General features: G+C 66.2%; 16 protein-coding genes. 14 read left to right on the top strand and 2 right to left on the bottom strand.

Translation table 11 applies throughout. The features are described from left to right. Positions 1 to 37 precede the first annotated feature (37 nt). The 10 genes from argC (at position 38) to ABD059_RS09115 (ending at position 10,379) form a co-directional block, all read left to right on the top strand. The gene (gene argC / locus ABD059_RS09160; protein WP_343879280.1) at positions 38 to 1,069 is read left to right on the top strand and encodes an N-acetyl-gamma-glutamyl-phosphate reductase; all 1,032 of its coding nucleotides are present in this window, start codon (positions 38 to 40) and stop codon (positions 1,067 to 1,069) included. Beyond that, a complete protein-coding gene (gene argJ, locus ABD059_RS09155; RefSeq protein ID WP_343879278.1) occupies positions 1,066 to 2,235 on the top strand; it encodes a bifunctional glutamate N-acetyltransferase/amino-acid acetyltransferase ArgJ in 1,170 nt (389 codons plus the stop codon). The genes argC and argJ overlap by 4 nt, the downstream gene beginning before the upstream one ends. Positions 2,236 to 2,273: 38 nt before the next feature. Continuing rightward, positions 2,274 to 3,182 carry an acetylglutamate kinase gene (gene argB / locus ABD059_RS09150; RefSeq protein ID WP_343879276.1) on the top strand — a complete coding sequence of 303 codons (909 nt, stop codon included), beginning with the start codon at positions 2,274 to 2,276 and terminating at the stop codon, positions 3,180 to 3,182. Continuing rightward, positions 3,179 to 4,444, top strand: a complete 1,266-nt coding sequence (locus ABD059_RS09145) for an acetylornithine transaminase (protein ID WP_343879274.1) — start codon at positions 3,179 to 3,181, stop codon at positions 4,442 to 4,444. The genes argB and ABD059_RS09145 overlap by 4 nt, the downstream gene beginning before the upstream one ends. Then, positions 4,441 to 5,406 (top strand): ornithine carbamoyltransferase, encoded by a 966-nt coding sequence (gene argF / locus ABD059_RS09140; RefSeq protein ID WP_343879271.1) that lies wholly within the window; start codon positions 4,441 to 4,443, stop codon positions 5,404 to 5,406. The genes ABD059_RS09145 and argF overlap by 4 nt, the downstream gene beginning before the upstream one ends. Then, a complete protein-coding gene (locus tag ABD059_RS09135; RefSeq protein WP_343879269.1) occupies positions 5,403 to 5,927 on the top strand; it encodes an arginine repressor in 525 nt (174 codons plus the stop codon). The genes argF and ABD059_RS09135 overlap by 4 nt, the downstream gene beginning before the upstream one ends. A 55-nt stretch (positions 5,928 to 5,982) precedes the next feature. Continuing rightward, on the top strand, positions 5,983 to 7,185 hold the full coding sequence (locus ABD059_RS09130; RefSeq protein ID WP_343879267.1) for an argininosuccinate synthase: 1,203 nt from the start codon (positions 5,983 to 5,985) through the stop codon (positions 7,183 to 7,185). 2 nt (positions 7,186 to 7,187) lie between these two features. Further along, the gene (gene argH, locus ABD059_RS09125; protein WP_343879265.1) at positions 7,188 to 8,624 is read left to right on the top strand and encodes an argininosuccinate lyase; all 1,437 of its coding nucleotides are present in this window, start codon (positions 7,188 to 7,190) and stop codon (positions 8,622 to 8,624) included. Between the two features lie 53 nt (positions 8,625 to 8,677). Continuing rightward, positions 8,678 to 9,442, top strand: coding sequence for a maleylpyruvate isomerase family mycothiol-dependent enzyme (locus tag ABD059_RS09120; protein ID WP_343879263.1), 765 nt, complete (start codon positions 8,678 to 8,680; stop codon positions 9,440 to 9,442). Positions 9,443 to 9,503: 61 nt separating this feature from the next. After that, the gene (locus ABD059_RS09115) at positions 9,504 to 10,379 is read left to right on the top strand and encodes an SRPBCC domain-containing protein (RefSeq protein ID WP_343879261.1); all 876 of its coding nucleotides are present in this window, start codon (positions 9,504 to 9,506) and stop codon (positions 10,377 to 10,379) included. On the opposite strand, the gene ABD059_RS09110 is transcribed toward ABD059_RS09115, so the two are convergent. Both ABD059_RS09110 and ABD059_RS09105 read right to left on the bottom strand, forming a co-directional pair. Beyond that, positions 10,352 to 10,966, bottom strand: coding sequence for a methylated-DNA--[protein]-cysteine S-methyltransferase (locus ABD059_RS09110; protein WP_343879259.1), 615 nt, complete (start codon positions 10,964 to 10,966; stop codon positions 10,352 to 10,354). The two genes, ABD059_RS09115 and ABD059_RS09110, sit on opposite strands and share 28 nt — an antisense overlap. Continuing rightward, positions 10,963 to 12,498, bottom strand: coding sequence for an Ada metal-binding domain-containing protein (locus tag ABD059_RS09105; protein ID WP_343879257.1), 1,536 nt, complete (start codon positions 12,496 to 12,498; stop codon positions 10,963 to 10,965). The genes ABD059_RS09110 and ABD059_RS09105 overlap by 4 nt, the downstream gene beginning before the upstream one ends. A gap of 94 nt (positions 12,499 to 12,592) precedes the next feature. On the opposite strand from ABD059_RS09105, the gene ABD059_RS09100 reads away from it, so the two are divergent. From ABD059_RS09100 to tyrS, 4 genes are all read left to right on the top strand, one after another. Next, positions 12,593 to 13,228 carry a DNA-3-methyladenine glycosylase gene (locus ABD059_RS09100; RefSeq protein WP_343879255.1) on the top strand — a complete coding sequence of 212 codons (636 nt, stop codon included), beginning with the start codon at positions 12,593 to 12,595 and terminating at the stop codon, positions 13,226 to 13,228. Continuing rightward, positions 13,225 to 13,776 carry an adenine phosphoribosyltransferase gene (locus ABD059_RS09095; RefSeq protein ID WP_343879253.1) on the top strand — a complete coding sequence of 184 codons (552 nt, stop codon included), beginning with the start codon at positions 13,225 to 13,227 and terminating at the stop codon, positions 13,774 to 13,776. Before ABD059_RS09100 ends, ABD059_RS09095 begins: the two co-directional genes overlap by 4 nt. A gap of 76 nt (positions 13,777 to 13,852) precedes the next feature. Continuing rightward, on the top strand, positions 13,853 to 16,105 hold the full coding sequence (locus ABD059_RS09090) for a HelD family protein (protein WP_343879251.1): 2,253 nt from the start codon (positions 13,853 to 13,855) through the stop codon (positions 16,103 to 16,105). A gap of 13 nt (positions 16,106 to 16,118) precedes the next feature. Beyond that, positions 16,119 to 17,459 (top strand): tyrosine--tRNA ligase, encoded by a 1,341-nt coding sequence (gene tyrS / locus ABD059_RS09085; protein ID WP_343879249.1) that lies wholly within the window; start codon positions 16,119 to 16,121, stop codon positions 17,457 to 17,459. Positions 17,460 to 17,847 lie beyond the last annotated feature (388 nt).

Genomic DNA, 17,847 nt, shown 5'->3' with positions numbered 1-17,847 from the left:
TGTGGATCTATGTATATTCCTGTTGTACTGTTGGGTTATGACTATTTCAGTGGCGGTTTCGGGTGCCAGCGGCTACGCCGGCGGTGAATTGCTCCGCCTGCTCGTCTCCCATCCAGCGGTGACCATCGGTGCGATCACCGCGCACAGCAGCGCAGGATCGCGTCTGGGCGAACTTCAACCACACCTCCACTCGCTCAGCGACCGCCTGATCGAAGAAACCACTGTGGAGAACCTCGCCGGCCATGACGTGGTGTTCCTTGCACTGCCCCACGGCGCCAGCGCCGATATTGCCGCGCAGTTGCCCGACACCACCCTCGTGATCGACGCCGGTGCCGACCACCGCCTCTCCGACCCGGCTGCCTGGGAAAAATTCTATGGTTCCGCCCATGCCGGCACCTGGCCATACGGCCTCCCCGAGCTGCCCGATCACCGCGAACTGCTGCGCTCCGCCCGCCGGGTCGCCGTCCCGGGCTGTTACCCCACCAGCTCACTGCTGGCTCTCACCCCGGGGTTCACGGCCGGTCTGCTGCAGCCCGAGGATGTGGTCATCGTCGCAGCGTCGGGAACCTCCGGTGCGGGCAAGGCGGTCAAGGCGCACCTGCTGGGGTCCGAGGTGATGGGTGGGATGAGCCCGTACGGCGTCGGTGGCGCACACCGGCACACCCCCGAGATCGAGCAGGGCCTGTCACTCGCCGCCGGGCAGCAGGTCCAGGTGTCTTTCACCCCGACCCTCGCTCCGATGGCCCGCGGGATTCTCACCACCGCCACCGCCAAGGTGATGCCTGGAACCACCGCCGAACAGCTGCGGGATGCCTGGACTGCAGCGTACGACGACGAACCGTTCGTCACGGTTCTGCCGGAAGGCCAGTGGCCGGCCACCAAGGCCGTCCTCGGCTCCAACTACGCCAACCTCCAGCTGGCGTTCGACGAACACGCCGGGCGCGTGATTGTCACCTGCGTGATCGACAACCTCACCAAAGGCACCGCCGGCGGGGCCATCCAATCCATGAACATCGCCCTGGGACTCCCCGAGACCGCTGGGCTCACCTTGCAGGGAGTAGCACCATGAGCATCACCGCGCCGGCCGGATTCCGCGCCGCAGGCACTGCTGCCGGACTCAAATCATCGGGCAAGCCCGACGTCGCCGTCGTCGTCAACGATGGACCCCTGCAGCACGCAGCGGCGGTCTTCACCTCCAACCGGGTCGCCGCCGCACCCGTGCACTGGTCCCGTCAGGTGGTTTCCGACGGTCGGGTGGATGCAGTGGTGCTCAACTCCGGGGGAGCGAACGCCTGCACCGGAGCGGTTGGTTTCCAGAACACTCATGCCACCGCCGAGTACACGGCTGAGGCACTGCAGATCTCGTCGGGCGACGTCTTCATCTGCTCCACCGGGTTGATCGGGGAACAGCTCCCCATGGACAAGCTGCTGCCAGGAGTCAGCGACGCCATCGCTCAACTCTCCACCGCTGGCGGGCAGGGCGCAGCCGAAGCCATCATGACCACCGATTCGGTGCCCAAGAACGCGAGGCATCCGGCATCAGCCGATGCCCCCAGCGAGGGGTACTCCATCGGAGGGATGGCGAAGGGCGCCGGGATGCTAGCCCCCGGTCTGGCCACCATGCTGGTGGTCCTGACCACCGACGCTGTACTCGACCCCGCCCAGCTGACCACGGCCCTGCGCGCGGCCACCCGGCTGACCTTCGACCGGACTGACTCGGACGGGTGCATGTCCACCAACGACACGGTGGTCCTGCTCGCGTCGGGCGCCAGCGGGGTCACCCCAGACCTGCAAGAGTTCGAGGGTGCGCTCACCGGGGTCTGCCATTCGCTGGCCCAACAGCTGATCAAGGACGCCGAGGGGGCCAGCCACGACATCGCCATCACCGCAGTCAACGCGGCCAGCGAACAGGACGCCGAAACGGTATGCCGCTCGGTGGCCCGCTCCAACCTCTTCAAGACGGCCATCTTCGGCAATGACCCAAACTGGGGCCGGGTGCTGGCAGCGGTCGGCACCACCGACGCGGCCTTCGAACCGGACCAGCTGAACGTCTCAATGAACGGCGTGCAGATCTGCCGCGACGGCGGTATCGGCGATTCACGGGACCTGGTGGACCTCACGGGCCGCGACGTCACGGTAGAGATTGATCTCAACGCCGGGACCGAGACCGCGACCATCTGGACCAACGACCTCACGCACGAATACGTGCACGAAAACTCGGCGTACTCGTCGTAGCAGTTGCCCGCCGTGGCAGCTTGAAACAGAAGGACACCATGAATACAGTCATTGCCGCTCAGGACAAGGCAGAGACCCTCATCGAAGCGCTGCCATGGATCCAACGATTCGCCGGCACCACGATGGTCATCAAATACGGCGGCAACGCCATGGTCAACGAGGACCTGCGCCGCGCCTTCGCCGAGGACATTGTCTTCCTCCACCACGTGGGGATCCGCCCGGTCGTCGTCCACGGCGGCGGCCCGCAGATCAGCTCCATGCTGCAACGCCTCGGCATTGAGTCCGAATTCAAGGGCGGTCTCCGCGTCACCACCCCCGAAACCATGGACGTGGTCCGGATGGTGCTCACCGGGCAGGTGGGCCGCGAACTGGTCGGTCTCATCAACTCCCACGGCCCCTACGCCGTTGGCCTCTCCGGTGAGGACGGCGGCCTCCTGCAAGCCACCCGCACCGGCACCGTCGTCGACGGCGTCGAGGTGGACCTCGGGCTGGTCGGCGAGGTGGTCGGCGTGAACCCGGCCGCCATCCTCGACATCCTCGAGGCCGGCCGGATCCCCGTGATTTCAACGGTCGCCCCGGAGATTGACGACGACGGCGACGGTACCAACCAGGTCCTCAACGTCAATGCCGATACCGCTGCGGCAGCCCTGGCCCAGGCCCTGAACGCCTCCAAGCTGGTGATCCTCACTGACGTCGAGGGGCTGTACGCCAACTGGCCCGACCGGTCCTCGCTGATCTCTTCCCTCACTGCCGGCCAGCTGCGTGCCATGCTGCCGCAGCTGGAGTCGGGCATGATTCCGAAGATGACCGCGTGCCTTGCCGCCGTCGATGGCGGAGTGGAGCGCGCGCACATTGTCGATGGCAGGTTGGCCCACTCCATGCTGCTGGAAACCTTCACCACCGCCGGGATCGGCACCCAGGTAGTACCGAACGAGGACGGATCATGACGGATCTCCACCCCACGGACCAGCTTGCCGCCGTGCTCGACCAGCAGGCCTCCGGCGCTGACTGGCTGACGCGTTACAGCTCCTCACTGCTCGGCGTTTTTGGCACCCCGCAGCGGGTCCTGGTCCGCGGCAACGGCTGCACCGTCTGGGACGCTGACGGCAACGAGTACCTCGACCTGCTCGGCGGGATCGCCGTCAACGCCCTCGGCCACGCGCACCCGTTCGTCACCTCGGTGATCACCAGCCAGCTCGCCACCCTGGGCCATGTATCAAACTTTTTCACCAGCCCCACCCAGATTGCCCTGGCCGAAAAGCTGCTGCAGCTTTCGGCAGCGCCCACCGGGTCCAAGGTGTTTTTCGCCAACTCGGGTACCGAAGCCGTCGAGGCAGCCTTCAAGCTCGCTCGCCGCAATAGCACCCCGGCGACGGACGGTAAACCCGCACGGAACCGGATTCTCGCCCTCGACGGAGCGTTCCACGGCCGCACCATGGGGGCTCTGGCCCTGACTGCGAAGCAGGCCTACCGTGAGCCGTTCGAACCGCTGCCCGGCGGCGTCGAACATCTGCCGTTCGGGAGCATCGAGGCGCTGGTGAACGCGGTCGACGACACCGTCGCCGCGGTCATCATCGAACCCATCCAGGGGGAGGCCGGCGTCCGCCCGCTCCCGCCCGGGTACCTGCAGGCCGCCCGTGAAGTCACCGCCCGGGCCGGAGCGCTGCTGATCCTCGACGAGGTCCAGACCGGGATCGGCCGCACCGGATCCTGGTTTGCCCATCAGCCCAGCGGCATCGTGCCGGACGCCATGACCCTGGCCAAGGGACTCGGTGGGGGGTTCCCCATCGGCGCGCTCGTCACGTTCGGCGACACGGTCTCGTCCCTGTTGGCTCCCGGCCAGCATGGCACCACCTTCGGGGGGAACCCCGTCGCGACCGCCGCAGCGTTGGCCACCCTGCATACCATCGAAGCCACCGACCTCCTCCGCCACGCTCACGACGTCGGCGCCTGGCTCCGCGCCGAACTGGCCACCGCCGAACTGGTCACCGAGGTCCGCGGTGAAGGACTGCTGATCGGATTCGATCTGGAAGGCGACTACGCCGCTGCGGCCGTGACGGAAGCACTGCTCCGGGGCTTCATCGTCAACGCTCCGACCCCGCACACGCTGCGCCTGGCACCACCGCTGATCCTCACCAAAGACCAGGCCGCGTCGTTCCTCGACGCACTGCCTGGCATCCTGAAGACCGCAAAGGACGTTACCCCATGACCCGCCACTTCCTGATCGACACCGACCTCACCCAGGCCGAGCAGACCGAAGTCCTCGACCTTGCCGCGGAGCTCAAAAAGGCACCCTACTCCCGGAGCCCCTACGCCGGCCTGGACCCCGACGGAACAGCCACCGCTGGACGTCAAACCGTTGCGGTCATCTTCGACAAGACGTCCACCCGCACCCGGGTCTCCTTCGCCACCGGCATCGCCGATCTCGGCGGGGTCCCACTGATCATCGGTGCGGGGGAGTCCCAACTGGGTCATAAGGAGTCCATCACCGATACCGCCAAGGTCCTCGAACGCATGGTCTCCACCATCGTCTGGCGCACCTACGCGCAGGCCGGCCTGGAGGAGATGGCCGCCGCATCGAAGGTCCCGGTGATCAACGCACTTTCCGACGACTACCACCCGTGCCAACTCCTCGCCGACCTGCTGACCATCCGTGAACACAAGGGCACCCTCGCCGGCCTCACCCTCGCCTACCTGGGCGACGCCGCCAACAACATGGCCAACTCCTACCTGCTCGCCGGGGTGACCGCCGGTATGCACGTCCGGGTCGCCGGCCCCGAGGGGCATCTGCCCCAGCAGTCGGTGATCGATCAGGCCACTGCCCGGGCCGCTGAGACGGGTGGGTCGGTGCTCGTCACCACCGACCCCGCCGCAGCGCTGGCCGCCGCCGACGTCGTCGCCACCGACACCTGGATCTCCATGGGACAGGAACCGGACAGCGCGGGCGCCAAGGACGCCACCTACGAGCTGTTCAGTAGCTACGGGGTGGACGCAGCCGCGATGGCGCATGCCGCCCCCGACGCCGTCGTCCTCCACTGCCTGCCCGCGTACCGCGGCTACGAGATCGCCGCCGACGTCATCGACGGACCCCAGTCGCTGGTCTGGGACGAGGCCGAAAACCGGCTGCACGCCCAGAAGGCCCTGATGGTCTGGCTGATGGACCGACGATGAGCTCCCTCCAGCCCACCACCAAGACCGCCCGCCAGGCAAGGATTCGCGCGATCCTGACCGGGCAGTCGGTCAGGTCGCAGGCAGAACTGGCGGCCCTCCTGGCCGACGACGGCGTCCTGGTCACCCAGGCGACCCTCTCCCGTGATCTGGTGGAGCTCGGCGCGGTGCGGGTCCGTGCCAGCGAGGGAACCCTCGTCTACGCGGTGCCCGCCGAAGGCGGCGGGCGGACGCCGCAGAGCGGGGTCACCCAGGAAATCCTCGATTCCCGGCTGTCCCGGCTGTGCTCGGAGTTACTCGTCACCGCTGAGGCGTCGGGAAACCTGGTCGTCCTGCGGACCCCGCCGGGGGCCGCGAATTTCCTGGCCCTGGCGATCGACCACTCGGTGATGCCCTCGGTCCTGGGGAGCATCGCCGGCGACGACACGATTATGCTGGTGACCCGCGACCCGGCGGGTGGGCCGGACGTGGCGGAACGCTTCCGCCAATTCGCGCAGGACCCGATGAGCAAACCCCTCTCCTGACCATCCTTGCCACTTTCCTACAGCACCAAACCTCAACACCCTAGGAGCACAACCCATGACTGAACGTATTGTTCTCGCCTACTCCGGCGGACTCGACACCTCGGTAGCCATCGGCTGGATCGCCGAAGCCACCGGTGCCGAAGTCATTGCCGTCGCCGTCGACGTTGGACAGGGCGGCGAATCCCTTGAGGAGATCCGCCAGCGCGCCCTCGACTGCGGTGCCGTGGAAGCCTACGTGGCCGACGCCCGTGACGAGTTCGCCAACGACTACTGCATGCCCGCGCTGAAGGCCAACGCCCTCTACATGGACGCCTACCCGCTGGTCTCTGCCGTGTCCCGCCCGGTCATCGTCAAGCACCTGGTGGCGGCAGCCCGCGAATTCGGCGCCACCACCGTAGCCCACGGCTGCACCGGCAAGGGCAACGATCAGGTCCGGTTCGAGGTGGGCATCCAGACCCTCGGCCCCGACCTGCGCTGCATTGCTCCCGTGCGTGACCTGGCCCTGACCCGGGACAAGGCGATCACCTTCGCCGAGGAGCACAACCTCCCCATCCAGACCACCAAGAAGAACCCGTTCTCTATCGACCAGAATGTCTGGGGTCGCGCCGTCGAAACCGGCTTCCTCGAGGACATCTGGAACGGTCCCTCGAAGGACGTCTACGAGTACACGGATTCACCCGAGTTCTCCCCGGTCGCCGACGAGGTCACCATCACCTTCCGCGAGGGTATCCCCGTCGCCATCGATGGTGTCGCCGTCACCCCGCTGCAGGCCATCGAGCAGCTGAACCGCCGCGCCGGTGCACAGGGCGTGGGCCGGATCGACATCGTCGAGGACCGCCTGGTCGGCATCAAGAGCCGCGAAATCTATGAGGCCCCCGGCGCCATGGCCCTCATCGCCGCGCACCGTGAACTCGAGAATGTCACGGTGGAGCGCGAGCAGGCACGGTTCAAGAAGACCGTCGGCCAGCGCTGGACCGAGCTGGTGTACGACGGCCAGTGGTTCTCCCCGCTGAAGCGCTCACTCGACACCTTCATCGAGGACACCCAGAAGTACGTCTCCGGTGACATCCGGATGGACCTCCACGGCGGCCGTGCCACCGTTACCGGCCGCAAGTCCGACACCTCGCTCTACGACTTCAACCTGGCTACCTACGACACCGGCGACACGTTCGACCAGTCGATGGCCCGCGGCTTCATCGAGATCTTCGGCCTGTCCTCGAAGGTGGCCTCCGGCCGCGACGAGCGGGCGGGCCAGTAGCAATGGCAACAGCCTCCACCAACGAGGGAGCCCTCTGGGGCGGCCGGTTCGACGGCGGACCCGCCGACGCGCTGGCCGCCCTGAGCAAGTCGACCCACTTCGACTGGCGCCTGGCCGTGTATGACATTGCCGGATCCCGGGCCCACGCCCGGGTCCTGCACCGTGCAGGCCTGCTCGACGACGTCGAACTCGCCGGCATGCTCGCAGCCCTCGACGTGCTCGACGCCGACGTCCGCTCCGGCGCCTACACGCCCGCCGAGTCGGACGAGGACGTGCACGGATCGCTGGAACGCGGTCTGATCGAACGCGCCGGCATCCAGCTCGGCGGCAAGCTCCGGGCCGGCCGGTCCCGCAACGACCAGGTTGCCACCCTGGGCCGGATGTACCTGCGGGACCACGCGCGGATCGTCGCCGGCGGGGTGCTGGCGACGATCGAGGCGCTGGTGCAGCAGGCCGAGGACCACCTGCGGGTCCCCATGCCGGGCCGCACCCACCTGCAGCACGCCCAGCCGGTGCTGCTGAGCCACCACCTGCTCGCCCACGCCTGGGCGCTGCTGCGCGACGTGCAGCGGTTGCAGGACTGGGACAAGCGGGCGGCCGTGTCGCCCTACGGCTCCGGTGCACTGGCGGGTTCCTCGCTGGGGCTGGACCCGCAGGCCGTCGCAGCGGAGCTGGGGTTCGCCTCGGCCACCCACAACTCGATCGACGGCACCGCGGCGCGGGACGTCTACGCGGAGTTCGCGTGGATCGCGTCGATGATCGGGGTGGACCTGTCCCGGATCAGTGAAGAGGTGATCCTGTGGGCCACGAAGGAGTTCTCCTTCGTCACCCTGCACGACTCCTACTCCACCGGGTCGTCGATCATGCCGCAGAAGAAGAACCCCGACGTTGCCGAACTGGCGCGGGGCAAGGCCGGCCGGCTGATCGGTAACCTCACCGGGCTGCTCGCCACCCTCAAGGGGCTGCCGTTGGCCTACAACCGTGACCTCCAGGAGGACAAGGAGCCGGTCTTCGATGCGACCGACACCCTCGAGGTGCTCCTTCCTGCCGTCTCGGGAATGATCGCGACCCTGACGTTCAACACCGAGCGGATGGCGTCCCTGGCACCGCAGGGCTTCGCCCTGGCCACTGACATTGCCGAATGGCTGGTCCGCCAGGGGGTCCCGTTCCGCGAGGCCCACGAGCTCTCAGGCGCTGCCGTCCGAGTGGCTGAAGGCCGTGGAGTGGAACTCTGGGATCTCAGCGACGCTGACTACGCTTCGATTTCACCGCACCTCACCCCTGATGTACGCGAGGTGCTGACGGTTGAGGGGTCCCTTAACAGCCGGGACTCGCAGGGCGGTACTGCTCCCGCGGCGGTGGAACGGCAGTTGGAGGCCCTCCGGGACGAGCTGGCCGGCGTTGCCAGCTTCCTGACTGACGTGCGGGGTACGCTCTAGGACAGGATCTAGTGCAGCCGCCCGGTGACCGGGCCAGACGAAAAGGACCCACAGTGATTGAACATCTCATCCGCGAAGTATCAGCTGGACTCGCCGTGGCGGGCGAAGACCTGAAGGCAACCGTCAAGGGACTGGACGAGGACTCGTTCGGCGAACCGACGGCGTTGCCCGGCTGGACACGGGCCCACGTGGTGGCCCACGCGGAGGGAATTTCCCGGGCCATGCAGCGGCAGGTGGAACACGCTGCGCAGGGCTCCCTGATCGAGCTGTACGACGGCGGCTTTGAGGGTCGGGTGCAGGCGATCGAGTCCCGGGCGCAGCGTCCCGTGGCGGAGCAGATTCAGGCGCTGGTGGCGGCGGTCGACGCCGCCGTCGGCGCCTTCGAGCATGCGCGCGACCACTGGGAGGCGAAGATTTCCTACCGGGACGGGACCGTTTCCGACGGCGCCCTCGCCCTGTGGCGGGAGCTGGTCATCCATACCAGCGACCTCGACGCCGGCACCACTTCCCGCGATTGGAGTGACAGGTTCTGCCACTACCTGATCGATTTCCTTGCTGCCCGCGTCCCCGAGGACACCGCCTTGACGCTGCACCCGCTGGGCCAGGAGCCGATCATTGTGCGCGCCACTGACACGGGCGATACCGCTACCGGAACCACCCATACCGTCGTCGTGACCGGCACGCTGCAGGACATCGCGGCCTGGCTCGCCGGCCGTGAACCAGTAGGCGGCCTCGAGGCGACCGACGCGGCCGACGCAGCGGACACCGTCAGTCTCCCGGATCTCGGCCCATGGCCGGCAGCGGTGGCACCCCAGTAATACCCTTCCGGAACGGTTGGGGCCTGGGGTAGGTTGGGAGCACCCTGTCGCAGGAGGCAGCATGGAATCCCAACTCACCGGCGAGTTGCAGCGTGTATCAGCGTCCCACCGTGCCGAACCGCTGGGCCGGATTGAACGGCTGAGAGACGGGTACGTACTGGCGTTCGACCGGCAGTTCGATTATCCGCGCTCCTACGTCTGGAACCTCCTGACCGAACCCACCCAGGTGGCCAAATGGCTCGGCAAGCTCACCCCGGGGTGGGAGCTGGGCAAGGAGTATTCGCTCGACATGGGCGGCGACCTGTCCTCAGGAACCGTGCTGCAGCTCAACCCGCCCACCAGCCTCCAGATCTCCTGGGACGACAACATGGGCCTGGAAACGCTGCTTGAGTGGCGGGTACTCGAATGCGACGGCGGCGCGTTGTTCCAGTTGCAGGCCCGTTCGGAAACCGCAGCGTTCCTTACCGAGGGCGCCGCCGGATGGCAGCTCATTCTGGATGCCCTAGACCACGTTGCCGCCGGACGGTCACCGGGTCCGGATGCCGACTGGGCGGCGCTCCGCGACGCCTACGCCGCTGAGTTTCAGCTCTCCCACACCATGGGAGAGCTGGAAACCACCGACGACGTCACCATGATCCACTTCGACCGGCGCTTCGAGGCGACCCTGCCCAGGGTCAAGGATGCGGTGACCGCTGATCCCACGCAGCAGCCGAGGGTCGAGCAGGCGGAGGTGGACTTCACGGCTGCTGGTCCCAGCACCATGGTCACCGTCAGGCACGTGGTGGAGGACCCCAACGAGACCGCTGCACTGATGGCCCGCTGGCATGCCCATCTTGATGCGGTGGGAGTGGACCTCGACGGCGATACCCCTCACATCAGCGTCCGTAAACTTCGCGTGCTTGAGGACTTCTACCGGGCCAACACCGCCGCTGAGTGAGACGCCTCGCGGGCGAGGAGGCTCGTCTTGACCTCGAGCCCCCACCGAAAGCCGCCAAGCGAACCATCCGTGCGGATCACCCGGTGGCAGGGGACAAAGAGGGCAGCGGCGTTCTTGGCGCACGCCCCGGCTGCGGCACGCACGGCGCTGGCGTTCCCGGCGAGGCCGGCATACTGCGCATAGGTCACCGGGTGGCCGGGGGTAACGGTGCGCAGCATGTCCCACGCGTGGTTGCGGAAGGGGCCCGACACCTGGCGGACCGGCACCGCATCGATCGCCGCGATGTCGCCGTCGTAATAGGCGCTCACCGCCGCGGTGATCGGCCCCAGCTCGGCCGGGTCAACGACGATCGGCGGCGTGGCCGGTCGAAGGGCCGGATGGATCTGCCCGGTCAGGTCGGCCAGATCGGAGGTCCACCCTGAGGCGAGCACCGCGCCGTCCAGTTCCAGGATGGTGAACGGTCCATCAGGGGTGAAAACCGTCGTCTGCCGGGGAGGCGGAGCGTCAGACGGGGTGGGAGACCCTGTGATTGTCGTCGTCGCAGTACGTGTCGTAGACGCGGTGAATGGTGCATCGGGGAGTGTCATCGGGGAGTTGCCTTTGCTCGGGGGATGGGTGGGTGATCGGCGGCGGCCCGCCAGAGATGCATGGTGGCGTAGGAGCGCCAAGGGCTGAAGTGCTCCATGGTCTTGATGAGGATTGGTGGGGTCGTCTCAAGCTTTGTCTGGCTGGCCTGCCCGTTGAGGGCAGCCCAGCCATTGAGGATGGCCGCGTCGTTGACCAGGTGGATGTCGGTGGCGCCGAGGACCCGCATTGCCACATATCGGACTGTCCAGGGGCCAATCCCTGGCAGGGGCAGGAGCTTGCGTTCGAGGTCGCCGGCACTGTCCTCCACCCCGATCTGCAGGCTACCGTCGGCCAGGGCGGAGCTCACCCGGAGGATGCTGTCGATCCGGCGGGCCGGACCCTTCAGCAGGCCCGCACCGCCGTCGGCTACCTGCGCGGCCGTGGGAAACAGTCGGTGTAGCTGTGCATCCCCTCCCCGGTGGGGCTCCAGCGTCGCGGGGCTGCCCAAGACGGCCAGCCGGTGAAGGGCCGTGCGTGCGGCCTTGACAGTGATCTGCTGTCCGATCATCGCCCGGATCAGGATTTCGTGGGGGTCGACGGATCCCGGGAGGCGCATCCCCGGGATCCGCTGCACCCTGCCAGCGAGCACGGGATCTGATCCGAGGACGGCGTCCACGGCCAGGGGATCGGCATCCAGGTCGAAGAGCCGGCGGATCCGGGACAGCAGCACCGGCAGGTCGGGCAGCATTTCCACCAATACGGTGATAGCGAGGGCGGGCAGGCCGTGCGGCGTCGTCGCCAACCGGGCGCTGAACCAGCCCTGCCCGCCCGGCAGCTGCAGGAGCCTCTCGTAGCGGTCGGTGGTGGCGTGCTCGGTGCCGTCGATGGCTCGGACCCGCAGGAATTCGAAGATGCCCGGATCATAGGGCGCCCGCAGCGGGAGCAGCAGTGACAGGGTGGTGCCGGCCCCTCCCGGGTCGGGAGTCTCCCGGGTGGTCCGGGCTCGGGCGCGCAGGTCGGACGGGGTGAGGGCGAACACCTCCTGCACGGTGTCGTTGAACTGTCTGACGCTGCTGAACCCCGCGGCGAAGGCAATGTCGGCGAACCTCAGGCCGGATGAGGTCAACAAGGAACGGGCCGTCTGGGCCCGGGTGGCCCGTGCCAGGGCCAACGGTCCGGCACCGAGTTCCTGATGCAGGATCCGGTTCAGCTGACGGGTCGAGTAGCCGAGCCGTGCGGCCAGGCCGGGCACCCCCGTCCGGTCCACCTCGCCGTCCGAGATCAATCGCATGGCCCGTGCCGCGGCGTCCGAGCGGAGGTTCCAGTCGGGGGTGCCGGGAACGGCTTCGGGCAGGCAGCGCTTGCATGCCCGGTAGCCCGCCTGATGCGCGGCGGCGGAGGTCTGGTAGAAGGTCACATTGGCGGGTTTTGGTGTTCTCGCCGGACAGGACGGACGGCAGTAGATCTTCGTGGTGGCCACGGCGGTAACGAACTGCCCGTCGAAACGGGTGTCGCGCGAGTCGATCGCCCGGTAGCGCTGCCAGAAGTCCATCACCCCATCGTTGCAGGTTCGGTCACCGTCAGCTAGCGGGAATCGGACATGGCCGTGGCGCAGTGGGCGGGTCGGTTTGCTACGGTCTTGTGCTGTGGAAGCGATCACTGACAGAACCCGGCTGGCCCGGCCAGCGACCGCCGTCGCACCGTTGCTGCTGGGCGGGCTGCTCACCCACGACGACGGCGCGGACCGGGTCACGGTCAGGATCACCGAGGTGGAGGCCTATCTGGGTGCCGACGACCCGGGATCGCACGCGTTCCGCGGACAGACAGCCCGGAACACCACCATGTTCGGTGACCCCGGCCACCTCTACGTCTATTTCACCTACGGTATGCACTACTGCGCCAACGTGGTCTGCGGTGAGGCAGGTCAGGCAACCGGTCTGCTGCTGCGGGCGGGGGAGATCGTCGAGGGAGTCGGCGTCGCCCGGGAACGGCGGAAGTCTCCACGACACGACGTCGACCTGGCCCGCGGACCAGCATGCCTGGCTCAGGCACTCGGGCTGAACCGTGCACTCGACGGCGCCGACCTGTTTGCGGCGCCCCTCACGCTGACGCTTCCGGCCGCGCCGGTAGACCCGGAGCTCGTGTCGAGCGGGCCCCGTGTCGGAGTCGCAGGCGTGGGCGGGGGCAGCGACTATCCGTGGCGGTATTGGCTCACCGGCGACCCCACCGTGTCGCGGTACCGCGCGGCGCAGCGGCGGACACCCCGTACAGTTAACGGGTGAATAATTCAGTGCCCACCCTTCCCGGGACAACAGCTCAGGACCAGGTTCAACAACTCTGCCTGACCGTTCAGGACTTTCCCCGGCCAGGAATCAGCTTCCGTGATCTCACCCCGGTGTTTAGCGATGGACCCGCCTTCCGCGCCGTCATCGATGACCTGGTCAAACCTTTTACCGGAACCTTCGATCTCGTCGCCGGAATTGAGGCCCGAGGATTCCTGCTGGCTGCCGCGGTCGCCTACGCGACCGGCACCGGAGTGCTGGCGGTCCGCAAACCCGGAAAGCTGCCCCGTCCGGTCCTGTCCGAGTCCTACAGCCTCGAGTATGGGGAGGCAAAGCTGGAGATCCATCAGGACGACGTCGCCCCGGGGACGCGGGTGCTGGTGCTCGACGACGTGCTCGCCACCGGTGGCACTCTGGCCGCGGCGACCGCCCTGTTCGAAGCGTGCGGGGCACAGGTCGTCGGGTGCGCGGTGGTCCTGGAACTCACCGAGTTGCAGGGACGACTGAAAGTCCAGCAGTACCCAGTGCACACGGTGGTGGCCTCATAGGATTCACCGACCATGCCAAAAGAGCCAGCTGCACTGTAGAATTGACGGTCTGCCTTTGGCGAGAGGGAAACGCATAATGCATCACACATCCACGGCCCGTAACGAACTCGATCATGAGCGCGGCTACGTGGCGGGACTCTACCAACGGCTCGACGAACTCCGCGACGAGAAGCGCGGGCAGCTAGCTGAGGTGCGCCGTTCCCTGTCGGCCGGCTCCCACCAGAACCGGTCCGAGCGTGATGCTTTCGCCACCATGTACGAGGATCGGCTGGCCCAGCTCAACGCCGTCGACGACCGGCTTGTTTTTGGCAGGCTGGACCTCGACGACGGCGATGAGCGGTACATCGGCAGGATCGGGTTGTCCACCGAGGACCTGCAACAGCTGATGGTCGACTGGCGTGCTCCCGAAGCCGGTACCTTCTACCAGGCGACCGCTTTCGAGCGGATGGGCGTGCGCCGTCGTCGCCACCTGATCCTGTCCCGACGGAACGTCCTCGCCATTGAAGATGACGTGCTGGACGCAGCCCTGCTGACTGAAGATGAATCACTCCAGGGTGAGGGTGCGCTCCTGGCCGCCTTGAATTCCAAGCGCACCGGCCAAATGTCCGACATCGTCGGAACCATCCAGGCCGAACAGGACCGGGTGATTCGGGCGCCACTACAGGGCGTCGTCGTCGTGCAGGGTGGCCCGGGAACCGGCAAGACAGCTGTTGCGTTGCACCGCGCCGCCTACCTGCTCTACACGCACCGTGAACGGCTGAAGTCGGCTGGCGTGCTCCTGGTGGGACCCACCAACGCGTTCATGAAATACATTGAGCGTGTCCTCCCGTCGCTAGGTGAAACCGGCGTGGTGATGGCGAGCATCGGCAGCCTGATGCCCGGTATCACCGCCATTCAGGAGCCCACCGAAGAAGCAGCAGAGATCAAGGGCCGCCTGGACATGGTCGAGGTGCTGAAACGAGCCCTGGCAAACCGCCAGCGGGTTCCCGACCAGGACAAGCGTCTCAATGTCGAGGGAACCATCCTGACCCTGTCCCCCCGGCAGGTGCGCAAGGCACGCGACCGCGCCCGCTCCACCGGGAAACCCCACAACGAAGCCCGGGTGACGTTCGTCAAGATCCTCCTGCGGGAGCTGACCGAGCAGCTCACCGAGCAGCTTGAGGAATCGTCCGGCGCAGGGAACACCGCGGACCGGTCCTATCTGGCAGAAGACGTGCGCAGTTCGCGTGACGTTCGGATCGCGTTGAACCTGGCCTGGATGCCGCTGACGCCCGAGAAATTCATCGCTGAACTATTGACCAAACCCGGCATCCTTGCCGCTGCAGCCCCCGGCTTCAGCGACGCGGAGGTAGGCCATCTCACCCGGCCAGCCGGTGCATTGTGGACCGAAGCCGACGTGGCGTTGCTGGACGAGGCAGCCGAGCTCCTCGGCGACCTCGATCCCTCAGCGGGTCGGGACACAGCGGCCCGGGACCAGGAGCGTCGCCGCGACCTGGCGAACGCCGAACGGACCCTTGAGAATGTCAACGAGTCCCTGGCAGATTCAGGGGTTGATGGTGTGCTCACCGCTGAAGACCTAGCGGACCACAACTCAGTCACTGAAGCCCGGCTGAACGCAGCTGAACGCGCCTCAGTCGACAGGACGTGGGCGTTTGGCCACATCGTGGTCGACGAGGCCCAGGAACTATCCCCTATGCAGTGGCGGGTGCTGATGCGCCGCTGCCCCCTGAAATCGTTCACCATTGTGGGTGATATCGCCCAGACCAGTTCGGCCGCGGGCTCCAACTCCTGGCAGCAGGCCCTTGAGCCATTCGTGGGGGAGCGGTGGCAGCTCGAAGAGCTCACCGTCAACTACCGCACGCCGGCGCAGATCGCCGAGGCGGCGGCCCGGATGGCGAATGCCGCGGGCTTGGTGGTCTCGGCACCCAAAGCTGTCCGCGAAGGTCGGTGGGCCCCAATCGTGGACCGGGTCCCTGAACTGATTCCGGCGCTCCTGCAGGCACTTCCCGAAGAACTCAGCGCGGTGGAGGGCGGGTTGCTCGCCGTCATTGCCCCCGAGCGGCTCCTGGCGGAGGTGCGGTCCGCACTGACCGGGGTCTACGGTCGGCGGATCGGGTTCGGCGCGGGCAGTATGGGCCAGGACATTGTGGTCACGAGTCCACGGGAGGCTAAGGGGCTCGAGTTTGACGGCGTTGTGGTGCTGGAACCAGCAGAGATGCTCGATCCACGGTCCATTCGGGTGGGTGACCTGTACGTGTCGATGACCCGACCGACTCAGCGTCTGCGCCTGATTGCCACGGGCGAAATACCGGCGGGCATCGAGGACTGATAATTTAGAGCCTGTGTCCCAGCAAATAGAAACCCCAGACCACGGCCTCGCCGAACTACTGAACGCCCAGCGCAACGATCCAGCTTTCGCCAATGTGTGGCAGGAACTGAAGTGGCGGGGACTGATTCATGTGTCCACCGACGAGGAAGCGCTGGAAAAGGCTCTTGCGGGGGACCCGGTGACGTTCTACTGTGGGTTCGATCCGACCGCTCCGAGCCTGCACCTCGGACACCTGGTACAGCTCCTCACCATGCGCCGGCTTCAGCTCGCCGGCCATCATGCCCTCGGCCTGGTCGGGGGTTCCACCGGTCTGATCGGCGACCCGCGGCCCACCTCCGAACGGACACTCAACACTCCTGAGACGGTGGCGGAGTGGGTGGAGAAGCTGCGGGGTCAGGTCGAAAAATACCTCGATTTCACTGGGTCCAATCCTGCCCGGATGGTCAACAACCTGGACTGGACGGCACCCCTAAGTGCCATTGATTTCCTGCGTGAAATCGGGAAGCACTACCGGGTGGGCACCATGCTCGCCAAGGACGCCGTCAGTGCACGGCTGAATTCCGATGCGGGGATCAGCTACACCGAGTTCAGTTACCAGATTCTGCAGGGCCTGGATTTCCTGGAGCTGTACCGCAGCTACGGCTGTACCCTGCAGACGGGCGGATCAGACCAATGGGGCAACCTGACCAGCGGCACGGACCTGATTAGGCGAGCCGAGGGGAAGAGCGTCCACGCTATTGGCACGCCGCTGATTACCAACTCGGATGGCACCAAGTTCGGCAAGAGCGAGGGGAACGCCATTTGGATCGATGCCGAGCTGACCAGCCCTTACGCCTTCTACCAGTTCTGGCTCAACACTGCCGATGCTGATGTGGTGGGAAGGCTGAAGGTGTTCACCTTCAAGTCCCGTGAGGAGATTGAGGAGTTGGGCCGCGCTGCCGAAGAACGGCCACATTTGCGTGAGGCCCAACGCGCGCTTGCCTTCGAGGTGAACTCGCTGGTGCATGGCGTCGCTGCAACCGAGAAGGTCATTGCCGCGTCGGCAGCGCTTTTCGGCCAGGGCGAACTGTCGGAACTCGATGAGGCCACCCTGTCGTTGGCGATTGCGGAGCTGCCTACTGCGACTGTGTCGAGTGCTGGTCTGGGAATTATTGATCTGTTGGTGGCCAGCGGGTTGTCGGCCAGTAACTCGGCCGCGCGTCGCACCGTCGCAGAAGGGGGTGCCTACGTGAACAACATCAAAGTCCAGGATCCGGACACTGTTGTGGGCCCCGAATCGCTCCTGCATGGGCGGTACCTGGTCCTTCGCCGGGGCAAACGGACCCTCGCCACCGTGGACGTCACACCCGTCTGAACCAGCTGGTTCAGGGGTGCTGCGGGAGGATTTGCGCGCACCCAGATCCACGTGTAATGTTTCATGAGTTGCCGCCACTGAGTGGCAACCACCCCCTTCGAAAATTAATAGGTAGCTCCGGCGTGTGCTGTGCACAGAAGCTAGAATTACCTCAACTTTTCGTCGGCTCATTCGGTTGTTTTTGCCGAAATCCGCAAATAACGCGGATTTGACAAAGAGAATGCGGATGGAATAACTTTAGATAAGTCGCAGCGAGGAAATGTAAATAGAAAGATTATTTACAGATAATACGAATTGCGCCTGTTATTTGAGAACTCAATAGTGTGCCATGTTTGTTGATACCGATTGTTTTATTGATTGGTTGAATTTGGCTGCATGACGTCACTTC

Source organism: Arthrobacter flavus, assembly GCF_039526005.1.
In the GTDB taxonomy this organism is placed as follows: Bacteria; Actinomycetota; Actinomycetes; order Actinomycetales; family Micrococcaceae; genus Arthrobacter_D; species Arthrobacter_D flavus.
The sequence above is the reverse complement of the archived record's forward strand: the minus strand, read 5'-3'. Positions and strand labels throughout refer to the sequence as shown.

What these genes read in the sequence shown, in the direction of transcription:
- ABD059_RS09115 (WP_343879261.1), top strand. Translation starts at nt 9,504, where the DNA reads ATGGAATCCCAACTCACCGGCGAGTTGCAGCGTGTATCAGCGTCCCAC.
- ABD059_RS09110 (WP_343879259.1), bottom strand. Translation starts at nt 10,966, where the DNA reads ATGACACTCCCCGATGCACCATTCACCGCGTCTACGACACGTACTGCG.
- argC (WP_343879280.1), top strand. Translation starts at nt 38, where the DNA reads ATGACTATTTCAGTGGCGGTTTCGGGTGCCAGCGGCTACGCCGGCGGT.
- ABD059_RS09130 (WP_343879267.1), top strand. Translation starts at nt 5,983, where the DNA reads ATGACTGAACGTATTGTTCTCGCCTACTCCGGCGGACTCGACACCTCG.
- argB (WP_343879276.1), top strand. Translation starts at nt 2,274, where the DNA reads ATGAATACAGTCATTGCCGCTCAGGACAAGGCAGAGACCCTCATCGAA.
- ABD059_RS09090 (WP_343879251.1), top strand. Translation starts at nt 13,853, where the DNA reads ATGCATCACACATCCACGGCCCGTAACGAACTCGATCATGAGCGCGGC.
- argF (WP_343879271.1), top strand. Translation starts at nt 4,441, where the DNA reads ATGACCCGCCACTTCCTGATCGACACCGACCTCACCCAGGCCGAGCAG.
- ABD059_RS09135 (WP_343879269.1), top strand. Translation starts at nt 5,403, where the DNA reads ATGAGCTCCCTCCAGCCCACCACCAAGACCGCCCGCCAGGCAAGGATT.
- argH (WP_343879265.1), top strand. Translation starts at nt 7,188, where the DNA reads ATGGCAACAGCCTCCACCAACGAGGGAGCCCTCTGGGGCGGCCGGTTC.
- argJ (WP_343879278.1), top strand. Translation starts at nt 1,066, where the DNA reads ATGAGCATCACCGCGCCGGCCGGATTCCGCGCCGCAGGCACTGCTGCC.
- ABD059_RS09145 (WP_343879274.1), top strand. Translation starts at nt 3,179, where the DNA reads ATGACGGATCTCCACCCCACGGACCAGCTTGCCGCCGTGCTCGACCAG.
- ABD059_RS09105 (WP_343879257.1), bottom strand. Translation starts at nt 12,498, where the DNA reads ATGGACTTCTGGCAGCGCTACCGGGCGATCGACTCGCGCGACACCCGT.